The organism is Cereibacter sediminicola, from assembly GCF_007668225.1.
GTDB classification, from domain to species: Bacteria; Pseudomonadota; Alphaproteobacteria; order Rhodobacterales; family Rhodobacteraceae; genus Cereibacter_A; species Cereibacter_A azotoformans.
Genome location: NZ_VDEK01000003.1, coordinates 87658 through 105700, shown reverse-complemented (window position 1 = coordinate 105700; position 18043 = coordinate 87658). Strand labels below are relative to the sequence as shown.

Annotated in this window: 20 protein-coding genes and 1 tRNA gene; 4 read left to right on the top strand and 17 right to left on the bottom strand. The window is 69.7% G+C overall.

The genetic code is table 11. The annotated features are described in order from the left end of the window. The first annotated feature begins 7 nt into the window (after nucleotides 1–7). The 4 genes from FG154_RS03120 to FG154_RS03105 are packed head-to-tail and all read left to right on the top strand — an operon-like array spanning nucleotide 8 to nucleotide 3671. Nucleotides 8–1165, top strand: coding sequence for an FIST N-terminal domain-containing protein (locus FG154_RS03120; RefSeq protein ID WP_145104264.1), 1158 nt, complete (start codon nucleotides 8–10; stop codon nucleotides 1163–1165). Then, the gene (locus FG154_RS03115; protein ID WP_145104262.1) at nucleotides 1155–2585 is read left to right on the top strand and encodes an ATP-binding response regulator; all 1431 of its coding nucleotides are present in this window, start codon (nucleotides 1155–1157) and stop codon (nucleotides 2583–2585) included. Before FG154_RS03120 ends, FG154_RS03115 begins: the two co-directional genes overlap by 11 nt. Before the next feature lie 10 nt (nucleotides 2586–2595). Then, the gene (locus tag FG154_RS03110) at nucleotides 2596–3204 is read left to right on the top strand and encodes a hypothetical protein (protein ID WP_186312274.1); all 609 of its coding nucleotides are present in this window, start codon (nucleotides 2596–2598) and stop codon (nucleotides 3202–3204) included. Further along, entirely contained in the window at nucleotides 3201–3671 is a 471-nt protein-coding gene (locus FG154_RS03105) for a hypothetical protein (RefSeq protein WP_145104258.1), read from the top strand. Before FG154_RS03110 ends, FG154_RS03105 begins: the two co-directional genes overlap by 4 nt. Nucleotides 3672–3688: 17 nt before the next feature. On the opposite strand, the gene FG154_RS03100 is transcribed toward FG154_RS03105, so the two are convergent. The 17 genes from FG154_RS03100 to FG154_RS03020 form a co-directional block, all read right to left on the bottom strand. Next, the gene (locus tag FG154_RS03100; RefSeq protein WP_342779048.1) at nucleotides 3689–4420 is read right to left on the bottom strand and encodes an ABC transporter ATP-binding protein; all 732 of its coding nucleotides are present in this window, start codon (nucleotides 4418–4420) and stop codon (nucleotides 3689–3691) included. Nucleotides 4421–4473: 53 nt separating this feature from the next. Beyond that, nucleotides 4474–5457, bottom strand: coding sequence for an ABC transporter substrate-binding protein (locus FG154_RS03095; RefSeq protein WP_145104254.1), 984 nt, complete (start codon nucleotides 5455–5457; stop codon nucleotides 4474–4476). A gap of 19 nt (nucleotides 5458–5476) precedes the next feature. After that, a complete protein-coding gene (locus FG154_RS03090; protein WP_145104252.1) occupies nucleotides 5477–6277 on the bottom strand; it encodes an ABC transporter permease in 801 nt (266 codons plus the stop codon). A gap of 85 nt (nucleotides 6278–6362) precedes the next feature. Then, nucleotides 6363–7055 carry a phosphate regulon transcriptional regulator PhoB gene (gene phoB, locus FG154_RS03085; protein ID WP_011908936.1) on the bottom strand — a complete coding sequence of 231 codons (693 nt, stop codon included), beginning with the start codon at nucleotides 7053–7055 and terminating at the stop codon, nucleotides 6363–6365. Next, on the bottom strand, nucleotides 7055–7783 hold the full coding sequence (phoU, locus tag FG154_RS03080) for a phosphate signaling complex protein PhoU (protein WP_011908935.1): 729 nt from the start codon (nucleotides 7781–7783) through the stop codon (nucleotides 7055–7057). Before phoU ends, phoB begins: the two co-directional genes overlap by 1 nt. Nucleotides 7784–7796: 13 nt before the next feature. Continuing rightward, entirely contained in the window at nucleotides 7797–8594 is a 798-nt protein-coding gene (gene pstB, locus FG154_RS03075; protein WP_101340967.1) for a phosphate ABC transporter ATP-binding protein PstB, read from the bottom strand. Between the two features lie 11 nt (nucleotides 8595–8605). Continuing rightward, on the bottom strand, nucleotides 8606–9955 hold the full coding sequence (gene pstA, locus FG154_RS03070; RefSeq protein WP_145104250.1) for a phosphate ABC transporter permease PstA: 1350 nt from the start codon (nucleotides 9953–9955) through the stop codon (nucleotides 8606–8608). Then, entirely contained in the window at nucleotides 9952–11394 is a 1443-nt protein-coding gene (pstC, locus tag FG154_RS03065) for a phosphate ABC transporter permease subunit PstC (protein WP_145104248.1), read from the bottom strand. Before pstC ends, pstA begins: the two co-directional genes overlap by 4 nt. 57 nt (nucleotides 11395–11451) lie before the next feature. Then, the gene (locus FG154_RS03060; RefSeq protein ID WP_145104245.1) at nucleotides 11452–12495 is read right to left on the bottom strand and encodes a substrate-binding domain-containing protein; all 1044 of its coding nucleotides are present in this window, start codon (nucleotides 12493–12495) and stop codon (nucleotides 11452–11454) included. 178 nt (nucleotides 12496–12673) lie between these two features. Further along, nucleotides 12674–13363, bottom strand: coding sequence for an SOS response-associated peptidase (locus FG154_RS03055; protein ID WP_145104243.1), 690 nt, complete (start codon nucleotides 13361–13363; stop codon nucleotides 12674–12676). Nucleotides 13364–13373: 10 nt separating this feature from the next. Then, nucleotides 13374–13727 (bottom strand): ArsR/SmtB family transcription factor, encoded by a 354-nt coding sequence (locus tag FG154_RS03050; RefSeq protein ID WP_186312273.1) that lies wholly within the window; start codon nucleotides 13725–13727, stop codon nucleotides 13374–13376. 66 nt (nucleotides 13728–13793) lie between these two features. Next, nucleotides 13794–14294 carry a flavin reductase family protein gene (locus FG154_RS03045; RefSeq protein ID WP_145104241.1) on the bottom strand — a complete coding sequence of 167 codons (501 nt, stop codon included), beginning with the start codon at nucleotides 14292–14294 and terminating at the stop codon, nucleotides 13794–13796. Nucleotides 14295–14485: 191 nt separating this feature from the next. Then, nucleotides 14486–15562, bottom strand: coding sequence for a 2'-deoxycytidine 5'-triphosphate deaminase (locus tag FG154_RS03040; RefSeq protein WP_145104239.1), 1077 nt, complete (start codon nucleotides 15560–15562; stop codon nucleotides 14486–14488). A gap of 60 nt (nucleotides 15563–15622) precedes the next feature. Beyond that, nucleotides 15623–15700, bottom strand: a tRNA-Pro gene (locus tag FG154_RS03035). Between the two features lie 81 nt (nucleotides 15701–15781). Continuing rightward, complete coding sequence (locus tag FG154_RS03030; protein ID WP_186312272.1) at nucleotides 15782–16660, bottom strand: MerR family transcriptional regulator; 879 nt, start codon at nucleotides 16658–16660, stop codon at nucleotides 15782–15784. Nucleotides 16661–16666: 6 nt separating this feature from the next. Further along, on the bottom strand, nucleotides 16667–16969 hold the full coding sequence (gene ihfA / locus FG154_RS03025; RefSeq protein ID WP_002719760.1) for an integration host factor subunit alpha: 303 nt from the start codon (nucleotides 16967–16969) through the stop codon (nucleotides 16667–16669). 89 nt (nucleotides 16970–17058) lie between these two features. Then, nucleotides 17059–18030: a beta-ketoacyl-ACP synthase III gene (locus FG154_RS03020; protein WP_145104237.1), complete on the bottom strand. Its 972-nt coding sequence runs from the start codon at nucleotides 18028–18030 to the stop codon at nucleotides 17059–17061. Between the last annotated feature and the right edge of the window lie 13 nt (nucleotides 18031–18043).

Genomic DNA, 18043 nt, shown 5'->3' with positions numbered 1-18043 from the left:
GCTGCGGTTGGACGAACGGCGAGCGACGCAAGGGGAGCGTCCCGGCTGCGCCGGGGTGCCGGTCGTGCTGTCCGAGCCGGCCAGCGCCCCGGATCTGGCGGACCGGCTGTATGCGGGGCTTGCGGGGGCGGCGCCGGCGGCGGTTCTGCTGTTCTCGTCACCCGGCGCGGATCTTCCGGCGCTGGCGGCGCGTCTGGGCTCGACGCTCGGGGCCCGGATCATCGGCTGCTCCTCGGCGGGCGAGTTCGCCTGCGGCGGCTATGGCAACGGGCATGTGGTCGCGGTGGGGCTGCCCGGCGCGCGTTTTCACACCGACGCCGTCTGGCTGAGGAACCTCGCGGGGCTGGGCGTGTCGGACTGGATGGCCGAGTTGCGCGCGCTCTTTTCCCGGTTCGAGGGGCAGCCGCGGCGGCATCGGTTCGGCCTCCTGCTCATCGACGGGCTGAGCCGGCAGGAAGAGCTGGTGGCGGCCACGGTCGATGCGGTCGCCCACCGGCTGCCGGTGCTGGGCGGATCGGCGGGCGACGGGCTGCGGTTCGAGGAAACCTGCCTTGTCCTTGACGGCGAAAGCCACCGGGACAGCGCGATCTTTGCCCTCTTCGAGACGGACTTCGCGCTGGAGCAGGTGATCTTCGACCATTTCACCCCCTCGGGCAGCCGGATGGTGGTGACGGCCGCCGTGCCCGAAGAACGGCTGATCCTCGAGATCAACGCCGAGCCCGCGGCCGAGGAATACGCCCGCCTGATCGGCCTTGCCCCCGAGGCGCTGAACCCACGTGTCTTCGCCGAAAACCCGCTCCTCGTGCGGATGGGGGGGCAGTATCACGTCCGGGCCATCCGTGAGGTCACGCCCGAAGGCGGGCTCACGCTGATGTCCTCGATCGAGAGCGGGGTGCTGCTCGCCCTTGGCCGTGCCGACGACCTGACGCATGGGCTTCAGGCCCGGCTCGAGGCGCTGGGAGAGCGTCCGGCGCTGATCCTGGCTTTCGACTGCATCCTGCGCCGTCTCGCGCTCGAACAGGCCGGGCTGGAACCGGCCGTCGCCCGCCTCTTTGCCGAGTGGCGCATCGCGGGCTTCAACACCTACGGCGAGCAGCATGGCGGGGTGCATGTCAACCAGACCTTCGTGGGTCTCGCGCTGATGGAGCCCGCCCATGCTGCGTGACGGTGACGATCTCGAACGGCAGGTCGAAAAGCTCAAGCGGATCAACGCGGCGCTGATCGACCGGCTGGACCGGGCCGATGCCTCGCGCGGTTCGCACTGGATGCTGTTCCAGACCGCCGCCGTGCTCGAGCAGGAGCTGCTCGCCCGCAACCGCGATCTCGAACAGGCGCTGGCCCATCTGGAGGCCGTCAACCGCGAGCTGGCCCTTGCGCGCGAGACGGCCGATGAGGCCAACCGCTCGAAGACCCGCTTCCTGCGGGCGGCCAGCCACGATCTGCTGCAACCGCTGAGCGCGGCCAAGCTGTTCCTGTCGCATCTGTCCGAAACGGTGAACGAGCCGTTGCAGGTCGATCTGGTGACCCGGATCGCCACAGCCTTCGACTCCACCGAAGAGCTGATCCGCGCGCTGCTCGAGATCTCGCGGCTCGACTCGGTCCGGCTCGACATTTCCAGCGAGCGCGTCTCGCTGGGCCGGCTCTTCCAGCGGCTGATGGTCGATTTCCAGAACGACGCCGAGGCGCGGGGCCTTGAGCTGCGCTTCGTGATCTCGTCGGCCACGGTGATGTCGAACCCGGTCTTCCTGCGGCGCATCGCGCAGAACCTGATCTCGAACGCGATTAAATATACACGGACGGGCCGGGTGCTGGTGGGCGCCCGGCGCGAGGGGGCGGATGTCTGGCTCGAGGTGCATGACACCGGGCCCGGCATCGCCCCCGAGGACCGCGAGCGGATCTTCAACGAGTTCGAGCGGCTGGCCCCCGAGGGGGAGGAGCCGGGCACCGGCCTTGGCCTCTCGATCGTGCGGCGCGCCTGCCTGCGGCTTGGCCACGAGATCGCGCTCGAGAGCGCGCCGGGGCGGGGCTCGGTATTCCGCATCCGTCTGCCGCGCGCGCTTGAGGCGCCGGGGGCGCTGGCGGCCGGGCCGGCTCCGGCTGCGACCACCGGCGCCGTGCAGCGGCTGGCAGGGACGCCGCCCGATCCGCTGCGGATGGCCGATCCCGTGGCGGGGCCTGCGCCGGCCTCGCTTGCGGGGCGGCGGGTGCTGGTGGTCGAGAATGACGCGGCGATGCGCGACGCCTACGCGCTCCTGCTGCGGCGGTGGGGCATGGTGGTGGCCACGGCCGACGGCACGCAGGCGGCGCTGGAGCAGGTTGCGGGCTTCGTGCCCGAGGCCCTTGTCACCGACTATCGGCTCGACCGGGATGACACTGGCCTCGGCACCATCGCCGCGCTGCGCCGCAGGCTCGGGACGCGGCTGCCCGCGCTGATCGTCACCGCCGAGCCCGACCCGCAACTTCAGGCGCAGGCGGATCGGCTGGCCTCGGCGCTGCTGCGCAAGCCCGTATCGGAAAGCGAGCTTCGCGAGACTCTCTCGGCGCTTCTCGACGCCCGCAGCCGGGGTGCGGCCGCGGCGGAATGAAAGGATGAGGATGAAACCTATAAGAGCAATGCTTCTGCTGGGGGCCCTGATGGCAGGGTCGGCCGTTGAGGCGGGGCGGCTGTCCGAGGTGATCTTCCGCCCCGGCGCCTTCGCCGCGACCGAGAGCGTCACGCGCTACGCCCACATGCGGGCGGGCCCCGAGGTCGAGGGCCTGCGGCTTGTGGAAAGCGGCGAACTCATGGTGACCCCCGAGGCAGGCGAGGGCGGCCCCCGCCTTGCGCTCACCCACCGCGTCGAGGGGCACGACCTGCCCGTCGCGGATTTCGCGGCGTCGGGCGGGGATCCGGTGCTGCTGTGGTTTCTCGAGAACACGGTGCGCAGCATGGCGACCATCACCAAGGGCAGCCCGTTCTACATCCGAAATCGGATGCGCGAGGCGCTGGGTCAGGCCGGGCTCGACGAGACCGAGGGGCCGGTGACGGCCGAGCTGCGCCCCTTCGAGACGGACGAGCGGCGCGAGGAGATGGGCGCCTTCGCCGATCTGGTCCTGCGTATCACCGTGGACCCTTCGGCGTCCGTGCCGCTTCGCGCCCTTGAGGCCGATACGACGGCCGCGGGCGGCAGCTACCGGGAAACCCTGAGGCTGGAGACGCCATGAGCATGCGCTTTCTGCTGGCCCTTGCCCTTCTGCCCTTGCCCGCACTGGCCCAGACGGCCGGAGAGGCGACCCCTCCGGCGGAGGCTGGCGGCAGCGCCGCGACCTCCGGGCCAGACGCGGGTGCCGGGCGGCGACTGTCGGGGCCGGACGCCGGTGCCGTGCGGGCCGCACCCGACCTCCATTTCGACGAGAGCCTGAATGACTATCCGACGCTGGCGCGGGCGGATTACATCTTTGCCTGCCTTGCCGCGAATGGGCAGGACCGGAACACGATGCGCCGCTGTGCCTGTTCGATCGATGTGATCGCCTCGATCCTGCCCTACGAGGCCTACGAAAAGGCCGAAACCATCCTTGCCATGCGTCTGGGGGCGGGCGAGCGCGCAAACCTCTTCCGCATCCCCTCGACCCAGACCGGGGTGGCCGATCTGCGCCGCGCGCAGGCCGAGGCCGAGATGACCTGCTTCTGACCCGCCACGGCCGGGCGCTAGCGCCGGCCGTGGAAATCCGAGCCGGGGTCGTTCAACACCATGTCGCGCAGCCGGTCCCAGAGGTGTCGGCGCAGCTCGGCGTAAAGGGGCAGGGCGCGGATGTCGCCCTCCCACCGGGGCCGCGGGAAGGGCACCTCCACCTCCTCGACCACGCGGCCGGGACGCGGCGACATGAGCAGGATCCGGTCGGCCATGATCAGCGCCTCATCGACCGAGTGGGTCACGAAAAGCACCGTCGCCGGCCGCCGCTCCATCAGCCGCATCAGCTCGATCTGCATCAGCTCGCGCGACTGCGCGTCGAGGCTGGCGAAGGGCTCGTCCATCAAGAGGATCCCCGGCTCGGCCGCCAGCGCGCGGGCCAGCGCCAGCCGCTGCCGCATCCCGCCCGAGAGCTGCGCAGGCCAGCTTTTCGCGAAGCGTGAAAGGCCGACCAGATCGAGATAGGCATCGGCGCGCGCCCGCGCCTCGGCGCGGGGCAGGTGGGGCAGCGCGAAGGCCACGTTCTCGCGCGCGCTCTTCCACGGGATCAGGCGAAAGGACTGGAAGACCATCGCCGCATCCTCGCCCGGCCGCGGGGGGCGGTCGTCCACGCTCACGCGGCCCTCGTCGGGCGCGAGCAGGCCCGCGACCAGCCGCAGGAGGGTGGTCTTGCCGCAGCCCGACGGGCCAAGCACCACCACCACCTCGTTGCGTCCCAGCGAGAGCGAGACCCGCTCGAGCGCCGGCATCCGGTCGGCGCCCTGCCCGAAGGCGAGCGAGACCTGCTCGAGCCGGACGTGCGTCACCCCTCGGCCGGGCCGAGCTTCCGCAGCACCGTCTCGAGCGGCCCGAAATCGGTCCATTCCTCGAGCCCCACCGGGCGGAGACCCTGGAAGTCCTCCGTGCCGTACATCCATTCCGTCGTCACCTTCAGTTCCTCGCGCGTGAGGCCGCCGTCCACGCTCCAGCTGTTGCGGTAGGCCTCGGCCAGCACCATCAGATCCTCGCGCGCCACGTCCGGCCGCGCCACCACCATCCGCTCCACCCATATGTCCGGGTCCTGAAAGTCGCGCGACGCGAGGACCAGCGCCTCGATCACCGCCTCGACCTCGGCCCGGCGGTTCCCGAGCACCTCGGTCGTGACCACATTGACCTTGGTCGTCACCGGGGCGGCGGCGAAATAGTCGTCCATTCCGACGAGGATGCTGACGCTGTCACGGTCGGGCATCGCGGTCCAGGTGCCGATGGACATGGTGGTGGCATCGACCTGACCGGCCAGCAGCGCCTGCGCGCGGACGGCGGGCTGGCCCAGCGGCACCAGATCCAGCCGGTCCACGTCCACTCCGTTGGCCGCCAGCACCTTCGCGCTCAGCGAATGGTCGAGCGAGCCGAGGCGGCCGATGCCGAAGCTGCGCCCCTCGAGCTGCGCGGGATCGGTGATGTCGGGCCGTGCGGCGATCAGGAACGGCAGCGACTTGTTGGGCGACATCACGGCGCGCAGGTCGCTCGTGCCCCGCGCAACCATCTGCAGCAGCGCATCCGTCGAGACATTGGCCATCTCGCCCTCGCCCGCCTGAAGGGCCGCCATCGCCATCGGCGTCTGCTGGACGCGCACCAGCTCGACCTCGACCCCCGCCCGCTCGAAATAGCCGTTGGTCAGGGCCAGATCCACGACCGAGTTCGGCACCAGCGGCGTCTCGAGGTCGCTGATGATGAGGCGGAAGGGCTCTGCCGCCGCGGGCAGGGCGAGGGCGAGCAGCAGGGCAAGGGGGGCAAGGGGGTTCATGGATCCTCCGGGTCACAGGTTACGGCCTGCCCGGAAGGCGCCAGCGCGACAGGCGGCCCTCCAGCAGGCGAAGGCTCTCGGTCACGATCACGCCGATCGCGGCGAGGGCCAGCACGATCACGAAATATTCCGCCATGCGGAAGGTGTTGCCATAGAGGGCGAGCAGCCCGCCGAGGCCGGACACCGCGGTGTAGAGTTCGGCCACCACGGTGTTGATCAGGCCGATGGTGGCGCCAAGACGCAGCCCCACCACAAGGAAGGGCAGCGCGCCGGGCAGGACGACATGGATCTGGATGCGGGCCGCCGAGGCGCCGGTCGAGCGGGCCATCTCGATCAGCTCTTCATCGCGGGCCAGCACGCCCGCATAGGTGTTGAGGATGATGGGCATGACCGCGCCGAGAAAGACGATCATGGCCTTCGCCTCGATCCCGAGGCCGAGCAGCACGATGATGAGGGGGATGAAGGCCACCCGCGGCGTCGCGGCGAGGGCGAAGACGAAGACATCGACCGTGCGCCCGAAGAGACGCACCATGCCCATCAGCGCGCCCAAGGGGATGCCCACGAGGATCGCCGCGCCGAGGCCCGTGCCATAGGTGATGAGGCTCTGTCCAAGCGCGCCCTGCAGCCGCCCTTCCGAGAGGAGGCGCCCGGCCGCCTCGACCGTGGCCGCGGGCGACGGGATCATCCCCCTCGGCACGGTGGCCGCGGCCAGGGCCCACAGAAGGATCAGGCAGAGCACGAACCCAAGGCGCAGCAGAGTGACCGTCCCGGCACCCGCCGGGCGCCGGCCGGGGCCGTTCTGCGGTCTCGGTCCTGTCATCCGACCCCTCCCTGGCCGTCCGTCCGGCGAGAGTTGCAGGATCGGCCGGGGCCAGCAATCCCACTTTAGGGGGAGGCGGCCGCCCTCAGCCCAAGGCGTAGCCCGCGCCGCGCACGGTGCGGACGGGGTCCTCGCCGCCGTGGACGCAGAGCGCCTTGCGCAGGCGGCCCACATGGACATCGACGGTGCGGCTGTCCACATAGATGTCCCGGCCCCAGACCCGGTCGAGAAGCTGTTCGCGGCTCCAGACCCGGCCCGGCTTTTCCATGAAGGTCGAGAGCAGCCGGAACTCGGTCGGGCCGAGCTTGAGGATCTGGCCGGCGCGGTGAACCTTGTGGGTCTCGGGATCGAGGCGGATGTCCTCGAACTCGAGCGTGAGCCCCACGCTCGAGGGCCGCGCGCGGCGAAGCTGGCTGCGCACGCGGGCCATCAGCTCGACCACCGAATAGGGCTTGACCACATAGTCGTCGGCCCCGGTCTCGAGGCCGCGCACCCGGTCCACCTCTTCCGAGCGGGCCGAGAGCATGATGATCGGCACCGAGCGCGTCGAGGGGCGCGACTTCAGCTGGCGGCAGACCTCGATGCCCGAGACCGACGGCAGCATCCAGTCGAGCACGATCACGTCCGGCCCCGTCTCCTCGACAAGCATCAGCGCCTCGTCGCCGGTGCCCGCCTGCACCACGCGGAAGCCTTCGGATTCGAGGTTGTAGGACAGAACCTCGCGTTGGGCGGGCTCGTCCTCGACGAGCAGGACGACGGGCTGGTCGGCGGGCGACATCAGCCGGCCTCCCCGACGGCGAGGCCGGTGCTGCTGGCGGTCATGTCGGCCTTGGGGCGGGGCTCCTCGGGCAGGCGTCCGGTCACCAGATAGATCACCTGCTCGGCGATCGAGGTGGCGTGGTCGCCCATGCGTTCGATGTTCTTGGCGATGAAATGCAGGTGCATGCAGGCGGTGATGTTGCGCGGATCCTCCATCATGTGGGTCAGGAACTCGCGGAACAGCGCATTGTACATCTGGTCCACCTCGCGGTCGCGCTGGCGCACGTCGGCCGCAAGCTGGGCATCGCGGTGGATGTAGCTGTCGAGCGCATCCTTGAGGAGAAGCTCGACCGTCTTGGCCATGCGCCGGATCGAGCCCGCGGAATCCCCCACCTGCGCAAGCTGGCCCAGAACGACTGCACGCTTGGCGAGGTTCTTGGCATAGTCGCCGCAGCGTTCGAGGGCGGCCGCGATCTTGATCACCGTCAGCACGGTGCGCAGGTCTGTCGCAGTCGGCGAGCGCAGCGCGATGAGCCGCGCGGCCTCCGCCTGGATGCGTTCCTCGAGCGCGTCGATGGCGGCGTCGTTGCGCCGGACCTGCTCGGCCAGTTCCTCGTCGCGGGTCTCGAGCGCCTGGGCCGCGTCGAGGATCGCCGCCTCGACCATGCCGCCCATCTTCATGATGAGGGCCTGCACGGCTTCGAGATCGCGGTCGAAGGCCTGGAAGATATGGGGTTCGGTCATCATGCGGTCCTCCTCCTCAGCCGATCCGGCCCGAGATGTAGCTTTCCGTGCGGGGGTCGTGCGGGTTGGTGAAGATCTGGCCCGTCTCGCCATATTCCACAAGGCGGCCCAGGTGGAAGAAGGCCGTGCGCTGGCTCACGCGCGCCGCCTGCTGCATCGAGTGGGTGACGATCACCACCGAGAACTGCGTGCGCAGCTCGTCGATCAGCTCTTCGATCTGGGCCGTGGCGATCGGATCGAGCGCGGAACAGGGCTCGTCCATCAGGAGCACCTCGGGCGAGGTGGCGATGGCGCGGGCGATGCAGAGCCGCTGCTGCTGGCCGCCTGACAGGCCCGTACCGGGTGCCGCAAGCCGGTCCTTCACCTCTTCCCAGAGGGCCGCGCGGCGCAGGGCGGTCTCGACGATCTCGTCGATCTCGGCCTTGGAGCGGGCGAGGCCGTGGATGCGCGGGCCATAGGCCACATTGTCGTAGATCGACTTGGGGAAGGGGTTCGGCTTCTGGAACACCATGCCCACCTTGGCGCGCAACTGGACCGGGTCCACCCGCGGGTCGTAGATGTCGTGGCCGTCGAGCGTGATCCTGCCCTCGATCCGGCAGCCCGGGATCGTGTCGTTCATGCGGTTCAGGCAGCGCAGGAAGGTGGATTTGCCGCAGCCCGAGGGCCCGATGAAGGCGGTCACGGTCTTGCCGAGGATCTCCACGTCCACATCCTTCAGCGCGTGGTTCAGCCCGTAGAAGACCTGCACCCCACGGGCGGCGATCTTGACTTCGGTGGCGCTCACGACGCGCTCGGCATAGCGGATATCGTCCATGTGTCAGCTCCTTACCAGCGGCGCTCGAAGCGGCGGCGAAGAATGATGGCGACCGTGTTCATGGCCACGAGGAACACGAGCAGCACGATGATCGCGCCCGAGGCCCGTTCGACGAAGGCGGGGTCGGCGCGCTGGGTGAAGTTGAAGACCTGCACCGGCAGGGCCGAGGCGGGGTCGAAGAACCCCTCCGGCGGGGCTGCAGGAAACTCGCGCACGAAGGCGACCATACCGATCAGCAGCAGCGGCGCCGTCTCGCCCAGGGCCTGAGCCAGCCCGATGATGGTGCCCGTGAGGATCCCAGGCATGGCGAGCGGCAGGACATGGTGAAAGATAGCCTGCATCTTCGAGGCGCCCACACCCAGCGCCGCATCGCGGATCGAGGGCGGCACGGCCTTGAGGCTGGCGCGCGTGGCGATGATGATGGTGGGCAGCGTCATCAGCGTCAGCACGAGGCCGCCCACGATCGGCGCGGACTGGGGCAGTCCCATGAAGTTGATGAAGATCGCAAGCCCGAGGATGCCGAAGACGATCGAGGGCACGGCCGCAAGGTTCGAGATGTTGACCTCGATCAGGTCGGTCCAGCGGTTCTTGGGGGCGAACTCTTCCAGGTAGATCGAGGCGGCGACGCCGATCGGCAGGGCCAGCACCAGCACGATGAACATCATGTAGGCCGAGCCCAGGATGGCGACGCCGAGGCCCGCCGCCTCGGGGCGCAGCTCCGAGGCGTCGGGGCCGAACAGGAACTGCGGGTTGAAGGCGATGGTGATCAGGCCCGCCTCGCGCAGCCTTTGCGCAAGGACCAGCTGCTCGGGGGTGATGTTGCTGTCGAGCGCGGCGCTCTCCATCGTCACGCGGCCCTTGAAGAAGCCGTCCACCCGCCCGTTCGCCAGCGCCCGGACCTCGATGGTCTGGCCAACCAGCTCGGGATCGGCCAGCACGCGGTTGCGCAGGCCGGCGGCGGCTTCCTTGGACAGGAGGCCTGCGATGTCCTTGTCGCTGATCCCCTCGGACTGGAGGCCAGCCGCGGCCACGGCCGCCACCATCGAGGCCTCGAGCTGCCGGCCGTAGCCGATGGTCGTGACCTTCTTCATCTCCTCGATGTCGCGGTTGCCGCGCGGGTCCACGATGGCCGCGTCGAGCGTCACGGGGATCGCGATGAAGGTCTGGCGGAAGGCGCCGGCGCCGTTGCCGAGCACCGAGGTCAGCAGCAGGAGCAGCGCGAGGATCGCCAGGATCACGGCGCCGAGGCCATAGGCGCGGAACCGGCGCTCGGCCGCGTTGCGGCGGCGGGTCCGGGCGTCGGGCGCAAAGAGCGAGCCCGCTTCGGGACGGGCGGCTTCGGGTGCGGCGGCGTCGGTCATTCGTACTGCTCCCGGTATTTGCGCACGATGTAGAGGGCGATCACGTTGAGAACGAGGGTGATCGCAAAGAGCGTGAGGCCGAGCGCGAAGGCCACCAGCGTCTCGGGCGAGGCGAACTCGGTGTCGCCGGTGAGCTGGCTCACGATCTTGACCGTGACGGTGGTCATGGCCTCGAACGGGTTCAGCGAGAGCTTGGCGGCCGCGCCCGCGCCGAGCACGACGATCATCGTCTCGCCGATGGCACGGCTCGCGCCCAGAAGGATCGCGCCCACGATGCCGGGCAGGGCCGCGGGCAGGATCACCTGCTTGACCGTCTCGGAGCGGGTGGCGCCGAGCCCGTACGAGCCGTCGCGCAGCGATTGCGGGACGGCGTTGATGATGTCATCGGACAGCGACGAGATGAAGGGGATCAGCATGATCCCCATGACGAGGCCCGCCGTCATGACCGAGGACGAGCTGGCCCCGAGCCCGAGCGGCTGGGCGAACCAGTCGCGCAGCGCCGGGCCCACGGTCACGAGGGCGAAGAGGCCATAGACGATCGTCGGGATCCCCGCGAGGATCTCGATCGCGGGCTTGGCCCAGCTGCGGGTGCGCGCACCGGCATATTCCGCAAGGTAGATCGCGGTGAGAAGGCCGATCGGCACGGCCACCAGCAGCGCGATGAACGAGATGTACATCGTGCCCCAGAGCAGAGGCCAGATCCCGAGGTCCGACCCGCCGCGGAACTGCGGGTTCCAGGTCAGGCTGAGGAAGAAGTCCTGCGCCGGATAGAGGCGGAAGAAGTTCATCGTCTCGAACAGCAGCGACATCACGATCCCGACCGTCGTCGCCACCGCCACGAGCGAGGCGGCGATCAGGATCACCATGACGAACCGCTCCGTGATGTTGCGGGCGCGGAACTCGGGGCGGATGCGCGCGAGCGCGAGACCGAGGCCCGCGGCGCTGGTCGCAAGGACCGAGACGACCATCCAGAATCCGAGCCTGTCCTGCAGATCGCGGTGGGCGCGGGCCGCGGCCAGCGTCTCGGGGCCCATGCTGGTCACGGCCACACCCACGACCCGCAGCCGCGGCGCGAGGCCCTCGGGGCTGAGGCCCGCCACGTCGCGCGGCGAGAGGCCGTCGGTGACGGCGAGCCGCTGAAGCCCCGTCGAAATGCGACGCACGTCCGCCATCAACAGGCTGCTGGCGCTGGCGTCGCCGGCCGGCAGCAGCGACGCGACGCGCTGCTCGATGACCATGGGCTGTGCCATGAGCCAGACCGCCAGCAGCGCGAGAGCGGGCACCGCGGTCAGCAGCGCGGCGAACTGGCCGTAGTGGCCGGGCAGGGAATGCAGCCGGCGGGGATCGCCGCCCGCCGAGGAAATGGCGCGTCGCCGCCCGGCCAGAAAGCCTGCGGCGGCGAGGATCAGGACGGCCAGAACGAGGATGCCGAGGCTCATGTGAGGTCCGGGACTGGGAAGGGGCGGCGCGGGGGCGTCCCGCGCCGCCGGAGGGGATCAGTTGCTGAGCGGGCCCATCGGAACCCGGTTGGCGATCATGTCCTGCGTCGCCGCCAGCTCGGGGTCGGACACGAGGCCGTAGGCGGCCAGCGGCCCGTCGGGACCGGCCATCTCGTCCGAGACGAAGAACTCGACATATTCCTGCAGGCCCGGGATCACGTCGAGGTGCGCCATCTTCACATAGAAGAACAGCGGCCGGGACACCGGATAATCGCCCGAGGCGATGGTCTCGACCGAGGGGACCACGTCCGACATGGTCGCGACCTTCAGCTTGTCGGTGTTGTTCTGGTAGAACGAGAGGCCGAACACCCCGATCGCGTTCCTGTTGGCGTCGATGCGCGAGAGGGTCTCGGTGTAGTCGCCGTCGATGTCCACCGACACGCCGTCGGTGCGCAGGGCCATGCACATGTCGTGGGCCTTGTCCTTGTCACCGCCGTTGGCGGCGGCGAAGGCCTCCATCGCGCCCGACTCCTCGCAGCCCGCCATGATGACCTTTTCGTCGAACACTTCGCGGGTGCCGTGCTTGGTGCCGGGGACGAAGGCGAGGATGGGCTGGTCGGGCAGCTCGGGGTTCACCTGGTTCCAGCGGCCGTTCGGGTTCGCGACCACCTGGCCGTCCACGACGATCTGAGCGGCAAGCGCCTTGAACCAGTCGGCCGGGGTGAAGGCGAAGTCCGGCCCGCCGATGTCGGAGGCGAACACGATGCCGTCATAGCCGATGCGCACTTCCATGATCTCGTTCACGCCGTTCTGGGCGCAAAGGTCGATGTCGGACTGCTTGATGCGCGAGGAGGAGTTGGCGATGTCGATCGTGTTCTCGCCGACGCCTTCGCAGAGTTTCTTGCGGCCCGCGCCCGATCCGCCCGATTCCACGACCGGCGTCGGGAAGTCGAAGTTCTCGCCAAAGGCTTCGGCCACGATGGTGGCGTAGGGCAGCACGGTCGAGGAACCCGCGGTCTGGATGTTGTCGCGCGCAGCGGCGACGCCGGCCGAAGCGGCCACCACGGCCAGCGAGGACACCGTGAGCTTGAGAAGGGACATGGAACTCTCCTGTCGGTTGGACGGCCGCAGCGGGCGACCTCTGCGCCGTCCTAGCCCCGTTGCGAGTCGGGTTTATTTCAGTTCGGTGACGGTTTTGTAACAGCGCACGGATCCGCGGCCGCCGGACGTCAGGCTGCGATCATGATCCCTGACGCCCGCCGCCGTCGGCGTCCGCCCCTCAGCGCGAGAAGAGATCCGGCGCCGCGGGCTCGACGGGCTCGATCAGCTTGGGGCCCTCGTTGCGGACGGAACTCACTTGGTGCCCGACCTCATGCCAGCGCAGCGCGCCCATCGGGAGCCTCGGCAGCTCCTCCACCGGGCAGCCGTCCAGCCAGTCGCCGGCCGCCTCGAGGTCCATCATGACCGGCATCCGGTCATGGACCCGGGCCAGCTCCCCGCGCACCGGCTCGGTGAGGATGGCGCAGGTTGGCCCCTCGTAATCGGGCAGCCGCACCCGGCTCTCGAGCCCGGCCATCAGCAGCGCCGGGGCATTGCCGGCGGGCGACATGTAATGCGGATGCTTCACGCCCCCGCGCAGCTGCCATTCGTAATAGCCCGAGGCGATCACGAGGCAGCGCCCGTCGCGATAGGCGGCGCGAAAGCTCGGCGCGGTGGCCACGCTCTCGATGCGGGCGTTGATGGTGCTGGCCTTCCAGTCCCGAAGGGCGCCGCGGTGAAAGGGCGGGACAAGGCCCCATCGTGCCAGATCGCCCTGAAGCCCCGAGTCCGTCCGCCGCACGATGGGAATCAGCGCGGTGGGCGGCACGTTGTAGCGCGTCTCGATCTCGAACCGCGCGGGCGCCAGACCCTGCATCCAGCCGGCCAGCTGGGCCCAGGTCAGCTCCTTGTGGGCCATTCGCCCGCACATGGCCCGATCCTCAGGGCCGGCAGAACATGTCGTAGAGCATGGCGACCGCGCGGCTCACCTTGGGATCGGCGATCGAATACCAGATCGTCTTCCCCTCGCGCCGCGCCGAAACCAGCCCGTCCTGCCGCAGCCGCGCAAGCTGCTGGCTGACCGCCGCCTGCCGCGTGGACAGCAGCGTCTCAAGCTCGGTCACGGATCGCTCGCCGTTCGATAGGTGGCACAGGATCATCAGCCGCCCCTCGTGCGAGAGGGCCTTCAGGAACCCAGCGGCCGCCTGAGCCTGCGCCACCATCCGCTCGGGCGGAACGGGCGACGCCTCCGGGGCTGTGCGATGCGTGTCGGGCAGGTCGAGAGACATGGTCATGGAACTCCTCATCCGCAGCACATCTAGCACGGAGGCCGGTGCGTGGCGAGATGTCGCAAGGCCGGTTTACCGACTCGGAAGGAAGGTTCCGAACCGCCCCTGCGAAAAGAGCAGCGGCTCGCCCGGCCGCATCGCCGCGCGGATCACCTCGCCCACGACGATGGCATGGTCGCCGCCGTCATGCACCGCCGCCTGCCGACACTCGAACCGGGCAAGCGGTGCCGGCAGCAGCGGAACGCCTTCGGGGCTCGAACGGTAGGCGAGGCCCTCGAACCCCGCGCCGCCCCGTGTGAAGCGGCGGGCAAGGTCGTCCTCTCCCGCATCGAGCACATGGATCGCAAAGTGGGGCGCGCGGGCGAAGAAGTCGAACCGGCTCGAGGCGCGCGCCGGAGACCAGAGCACCAGCGGCGGATCGAGCGAGACCGAGGAGAAGCTGTTGGCCGTCATGCCCATCGGCCCGTCCTCGGCAAGCACGGTCACCACGGTGACGCCGGTCGCAAAGCAGCCGAGCGCGTCGCGGAAGGCGCGCGCATCGGCGGCGGGGACAAAGGCGGCCTCCTCGGTCATCCGGCGTCTCCTCTCTGCCGGCCGGTCCGGCGCCGGAGCCCGGATGCCCCCGCGCCCCGGCGGGGCGGGCCTGACGTCTCACGATCCGCGCCGATGTGCAATGCGTCGCAAGCGCAGCCCCCTGCGGCGTGCCCGGCCGTCGCGGCGGCGCGCATGGGCTCAGCAGCCCAGAACCGCGCGTCCAGCAGACCTCAGCCGGCGCGGAAATGCTTGGCGAGCTTCAGGCCCTGGCCCTGGTAGTTCGAGGCGATGCCGGCGCCGTAGAGCATGTCGGGCCGCTCCTCCATCCGTTCATAGACCAGCCGGCCCACGACCTGCCCATGTTCCAGCACAAAGGGCGCCTCGTGGCAGCGCACCTCGAGCACCCCGCGCGAGCCGGTGCCGCCCGCCTGCGCATGACCGAAGCCGGGGTCGAAGAAGCCCGCATAATGCACGCGAAACTCACCCACCATCGCAAGGTAGGGCGCCATCTCGGCGGCATGGTCGGGGGGAATGGTCACCGCCTCGCGGCTGACCAGGATGTAGAACGCACCGGGATCGAGGATGATGCGGCCGTCGCGGGCGCGGATCTCCTCCCAGTAGTCCGAGGCGGGGTAATGGCCGATGCGGTCGAGGTCGATGAGGCCGGTGTGGGGCTTGGCGCGGTAGCCCACGAGGTCGCCGTCGCCGGGCCGCAGATCGACCGAAAAGCCGAGCCCGCCCGAGATGACGGGGGTGCCGTCCACCAGCGGCTCGCGCGCATGGAGCTGGGCCAGTTCGGCATCCGCCAGCGTGGCCTCGCCCGCCCGGAAGCGGATCTGGTTCAGGCGCATTCCGGGGCGCACGAGGACCGAGAAGCTGCGGGGGCAGACCTCGGCGTAGAGCGGACCCGCATAGCCGTCCCGGATGCGGTCGAACTCGGTGCCGCCGTCGGCGATGGTCCGGGTCAGCAGGTCGAGCCGGCCCGTCGAACTCTTGGCGTTGGCCACGGCCGAGATGCCGGCGGGCAGGGCGAGGCTCTCCATCAGCGGCACGACATAGACGCAGCCCTTTTCGAGCACGGCGCCGGCGGTCAGGTCCATCCGGTGCATCTCGAACTCGTCGAGCCGCTCGGCGACCGTGCGGCCGGCCCCGGCGAGAAACGAGGCGCGCACGCGGTAGGCGACGGTCCCGAGGCGCAGGTCGAGGCTGGCCGGCTGGATCTGGGCGGGAATCGGTGCGGGATGTGCGGAAATGGCGCCCGAGGCGATCAGGGACCGGATCCGTTGCGATGCGAGAACTCCGGCCATCTTTCTCTCCAGCTCCCTTGATGCAAAAAGGCCCGCCTCATGCGAGGCGGGCCTTTTTGATGGTCGGGCCGGCGAGATTCGAACTCGCGACCTTCCGCCCCCCAGACGGACGCGCTAACCAGGCTGCGCCACGGCCCGACAGGCGGGATACATAACGAGATTTGCCGCGGGAGCAAGCGGGAAACGCATCCTTCGGATCGCATCCCGCGCCGCGGCGGATCAGGACCCCTGCAGCCGTTCGCGCAAGGCCAGCAGGCGTGCGCGCAACGCCAGAACCTCCTCGCGCCGGTGCGTCAGGCTGCCGCGCGCAAGGGCGCGCAGAGGCGTTGCCCACCAGAGACCTTCCGCATCCGAATCATCCTCGTGCGGCCCCGGTTCCACGGGCGCCTCAAGCGGTGCCCGGCCGGCCGGTGATTCTGAGCGTGGGGCAGGGGGCTCGGCCCCGTGGCTGCGGGGAACGAGTGGTTCGGGCGCCGACCAGGCGGTTTCGGGCAGGGCGGCGGCATCCTGGCCCGTGGAGGCGGCCATGTCCTCGCGCGGGGCGGCGTCCTCGCGCGGGGCGGCGGCTTGCGCGCCCGCGTCGGCGAGGGGTGGCTCTGCCGCGGTCTCGGCCGGGAGATCGGGTCCGGGCGCGGGCTCGGCCCGGGACGTGGGAGGGCGACGAAGCGCCTCGGCGCGGAGCGTGCCGCCCTTCTGCGCATCGCGCGCAAAGGGCACGACCTCGCCCCTCTGCTCGGGAACCTCCTCGAAGGTGTAGCCGGCCTCGTCGCCATGCAGCGGGACCCCGTCGCCCGCCCGCTCCTGCGGGACAAGGCTTCCCTCGTGCCCGCTGAGGCTGGCCACATGGCGCACGCCCTGCTCGCGCAGGATCTTCTGCACCCCGCGGATGGTCATGCCTTCGTCGTGCAGAAGCCGGCGGATGCCGGCCAGCAGCGCCACGTCGGAGGGGCGGTAGTAGCGCCGCCCGCCCGCGCGCTTGACCGGGCGGATCTGGGGGAAGCGGCTCTCCCAGAAGCGCAGCACATGCGCGGGCGTCTCCAGAATCTCGGCGACCTCGCTGATCGTGCGGAAGGCTTCGGCCGACTTTTCCATCCGCATGCCCGATCAGTTCTTGCCGCCGGCGGCGACACGCTCCTTCATCAGATGCGAGGGGCGGAAGGTCAGGACGCGGCGAGGCGAGATCGGAACCTCGTCGCCTGTCTTGGGATTCCGTCCGATCCGCGCCGACTTGTCGCGCACCGTGAAGGTGCCGAAGGACGAGATCTTCACCGTCTCGCCCGAGGCCAGCGCGTCCGACACATGCTGGAGCACGGACTCCACCAATTGCGCCGATTCATTGCGCGACAGGCCCACCTCGCGGAACACCGCTTCGCTCAGGTCCATGCGCGTCAAGGTCTTGTCGCTCATCCCATTCCCCACCCAGATTTGAACACAGGATGGTGTATGAGGGATTCCGAGTCAATATCAACGGCTTGCAACGGGCCCTTGATACGCGCTTACCAGCGCAGCACGACAGAGCCCCAGGCGAGGCCGCCGCCGATCGCCTCGGTGACCAGCAGATCGCCTTCCTTGATCTGCCCGCGGGCCTTGCCGACCGAGAGCGCGAGGGGAATCGAGGCGGCGGAGGTGTTGCCGTGATCCTGCACCGTGAGAACCACGCGGTCCATCGGCACCTGCATCCGCTGCGCCGTGGCCGAGATGATGCGCAGGTTCGCCTGATGCGGCACGATCCAGTCGACATCGGCCGAGGTCAGGCCCGCCTTGTCGAGGGCGGTGTGGGCGGTTTCCGCAAGCTTTTCAACGGCGTGGCGGAAGACCTCACGTCCCTGCATCCGCAGGTGGCCGGTGCTGCCCGTCGAGGCGCCGCCATCGACATAGAGCAGGTCCTTGAAGCGGCCGTCGGAATGAAGATCGGTCGAAAGGATGCCGCGGTCGGCCGAGTTTCCGGCCCCCTCCGCAGCCTCGAGCACCAGCGCGCCGGCCCCGTCGCCGAAGAGGACACAGGTCGCGCGGTCGCTCCAGTCCATCAGGCGGCTGAAGGTCTCGGCCCCGATCACCAGCACGCGGTTGGCCTGGCCCGAGCGGATCAGCGCATCGGCGTTGGCCAGCGCATAGACGAAGCCCGCACAGACCGCCTGCACGTCGAAGGCAAAGCCGCGCGACATGCCCAGAGCCGCCTGAACCATGGTGGCGGCCGAGGGAAAGGTGAGATCGGCCGTCGAGGTCGCCACGATCAGCGTGTCGATGTCGTCCGGCTGCAGGCCCGCATCCGCAAGCGCCGCACGCGCGGCACGGGCGGCCAGATCCGAGGTCGTCTGACCCTCGGCGGCGAAATGGCGCCGCTCGATGCCGGACCGGGTGCGGATCCATTCGTCGGTCGTCTCGACGACCGCCTCGAGTTCAGAGTTCGGGACGACGCGGTCGGGCAGATAGTGCCCGACGCCCCTCACCACGGCGCGTATTGTCATTCAGCTCTACCGT

Coding starts and splice junctions, on each gene's coding strand:
- FG154_RS03095 (WP_145104254.1), bottom strand. CDS start 5,457: ATGAACCCCCTTGCCCCCCTTGCCCTGCTGCTCGCCCTCGCCCTGCCC.
- FG154_RS03030 (WP_186312272.1), bottom strand. CDS start 16,660: ATGCGGATGGAAAAGTCGGCCGAAGCCTTCCGCACGATCAGCGAGGTC.
- FG154_RS03055 (WP_145104243.1), bottom strand. CDS start 13,363: ATGTGCGGGCGAATGGCCCACAAGGAGCTGACCTGGGCCCAGCTGGCC.
- pstB (WP_101340967.1), bottom strand. CDS start 8,594: ATGGACGATATCCGCTATGCCGAGCGCGTCGTGAGCGCCACCGAAGTC.
- ihfA (WP_002719760.1), bottom strand. CDS start 16,969: ATGAGCGACAAGACCTTGACGCGCATGGACCTGAGCGAAGCGGTGTTC.
- FG154_RS03050 (WP_186312273.1), bottom strand. CDS start 13,727: ATGACCATGTCTCTCGACCTGCCCGACACGCATCGCACAGCCCCGGAG.
- phoB (WP_011908936.1), bottom strand. CDS start 7,055: ATGTCGCCCGCCGACCAGCCCGTCGTCCTGCTCGTCGAGGACGAGCCC.
- FG154_RS03110 (WP_186312274.1), top strand. CDS start 2,596: ATGAAACCTATAAGAGCAATGCTTCTGCTGGGGGCCCTGATGGCAGGG.
- FG154_RS03045 (WP_145104241.1), bottom strand. CDS start 14,294: ATGACCGAGGAGGCCGCCTTTGTCCCCGCCGCCGATGCGCGCGCCTTC.
- FG154_RS03040 (WP_145104239.1), bottom strand. CDS start 15,562: ATGGCCGGAGTTCTCGCATCGCAACGGATCCGGTCCCTGATCGCCTCG.
- FG154_RS03020 (WP_145104237.1), bottom strand. CDS start 18,030: ATGACAATACGCGCCGTGGTGAGGGGCGTCGGGCACTATCTGCCCGAC.
- FG154_RS03060 (WP_145104245.1), bottom strand. CDS start 12,495: ATGTCCCTTCTCAAGCTCACGGTGTCCTCGCTGGCCGTGGTGGCCGCT.
- FG154_RS03100 (WP_342779048.1), bottom strand. CDS start 4,420: ATGCCGGCGCTCGAGCGGGTCTCGCTCTCGCTGGGACGCAACGAGGTG.
- FG154_RS03115 (WP_145104262.1), top strand. CDS start 1,155: ATGCTGCGTGACGGTGACGATCTCGAACGGCAGGTCGAAAAGCTCAAG.
- FG154_RS03090 (WP_145104252.1), bottom strand. CDS start 6,277: ATGACAGGACCGAGACCGCAGAACGGCCCCGGCCGGCGCCCGGCGGGT.
- FG154_RS03105 (WP_145104258.1), top strand. CDS start 3,201: ATGAGCATGCGCTTTCTGCTGGCCCTTGCCCTTCTGCCCTTGCCCGCA.
- pstC (WP_145104248.1), bottom strand. CDS start 11,394: ATGAGCCTCGGCATCCTCGTTCTGGCCGTCCTGATCCTCGCCGCCGCA.
- pstA (WP_145104250.1), bottom strand. CDS start 9,955: ATGACCGACGCCGCCGCACCCGAAGCCGCCCGTCCCGAAGCGGGCTCG.
- phoU (WP_011908935.1), bottom strand. CDS start 7,783: ATGATGACCGAACCCCATATCTTCCAGGCCTTCGACCGCGATCTCGAA.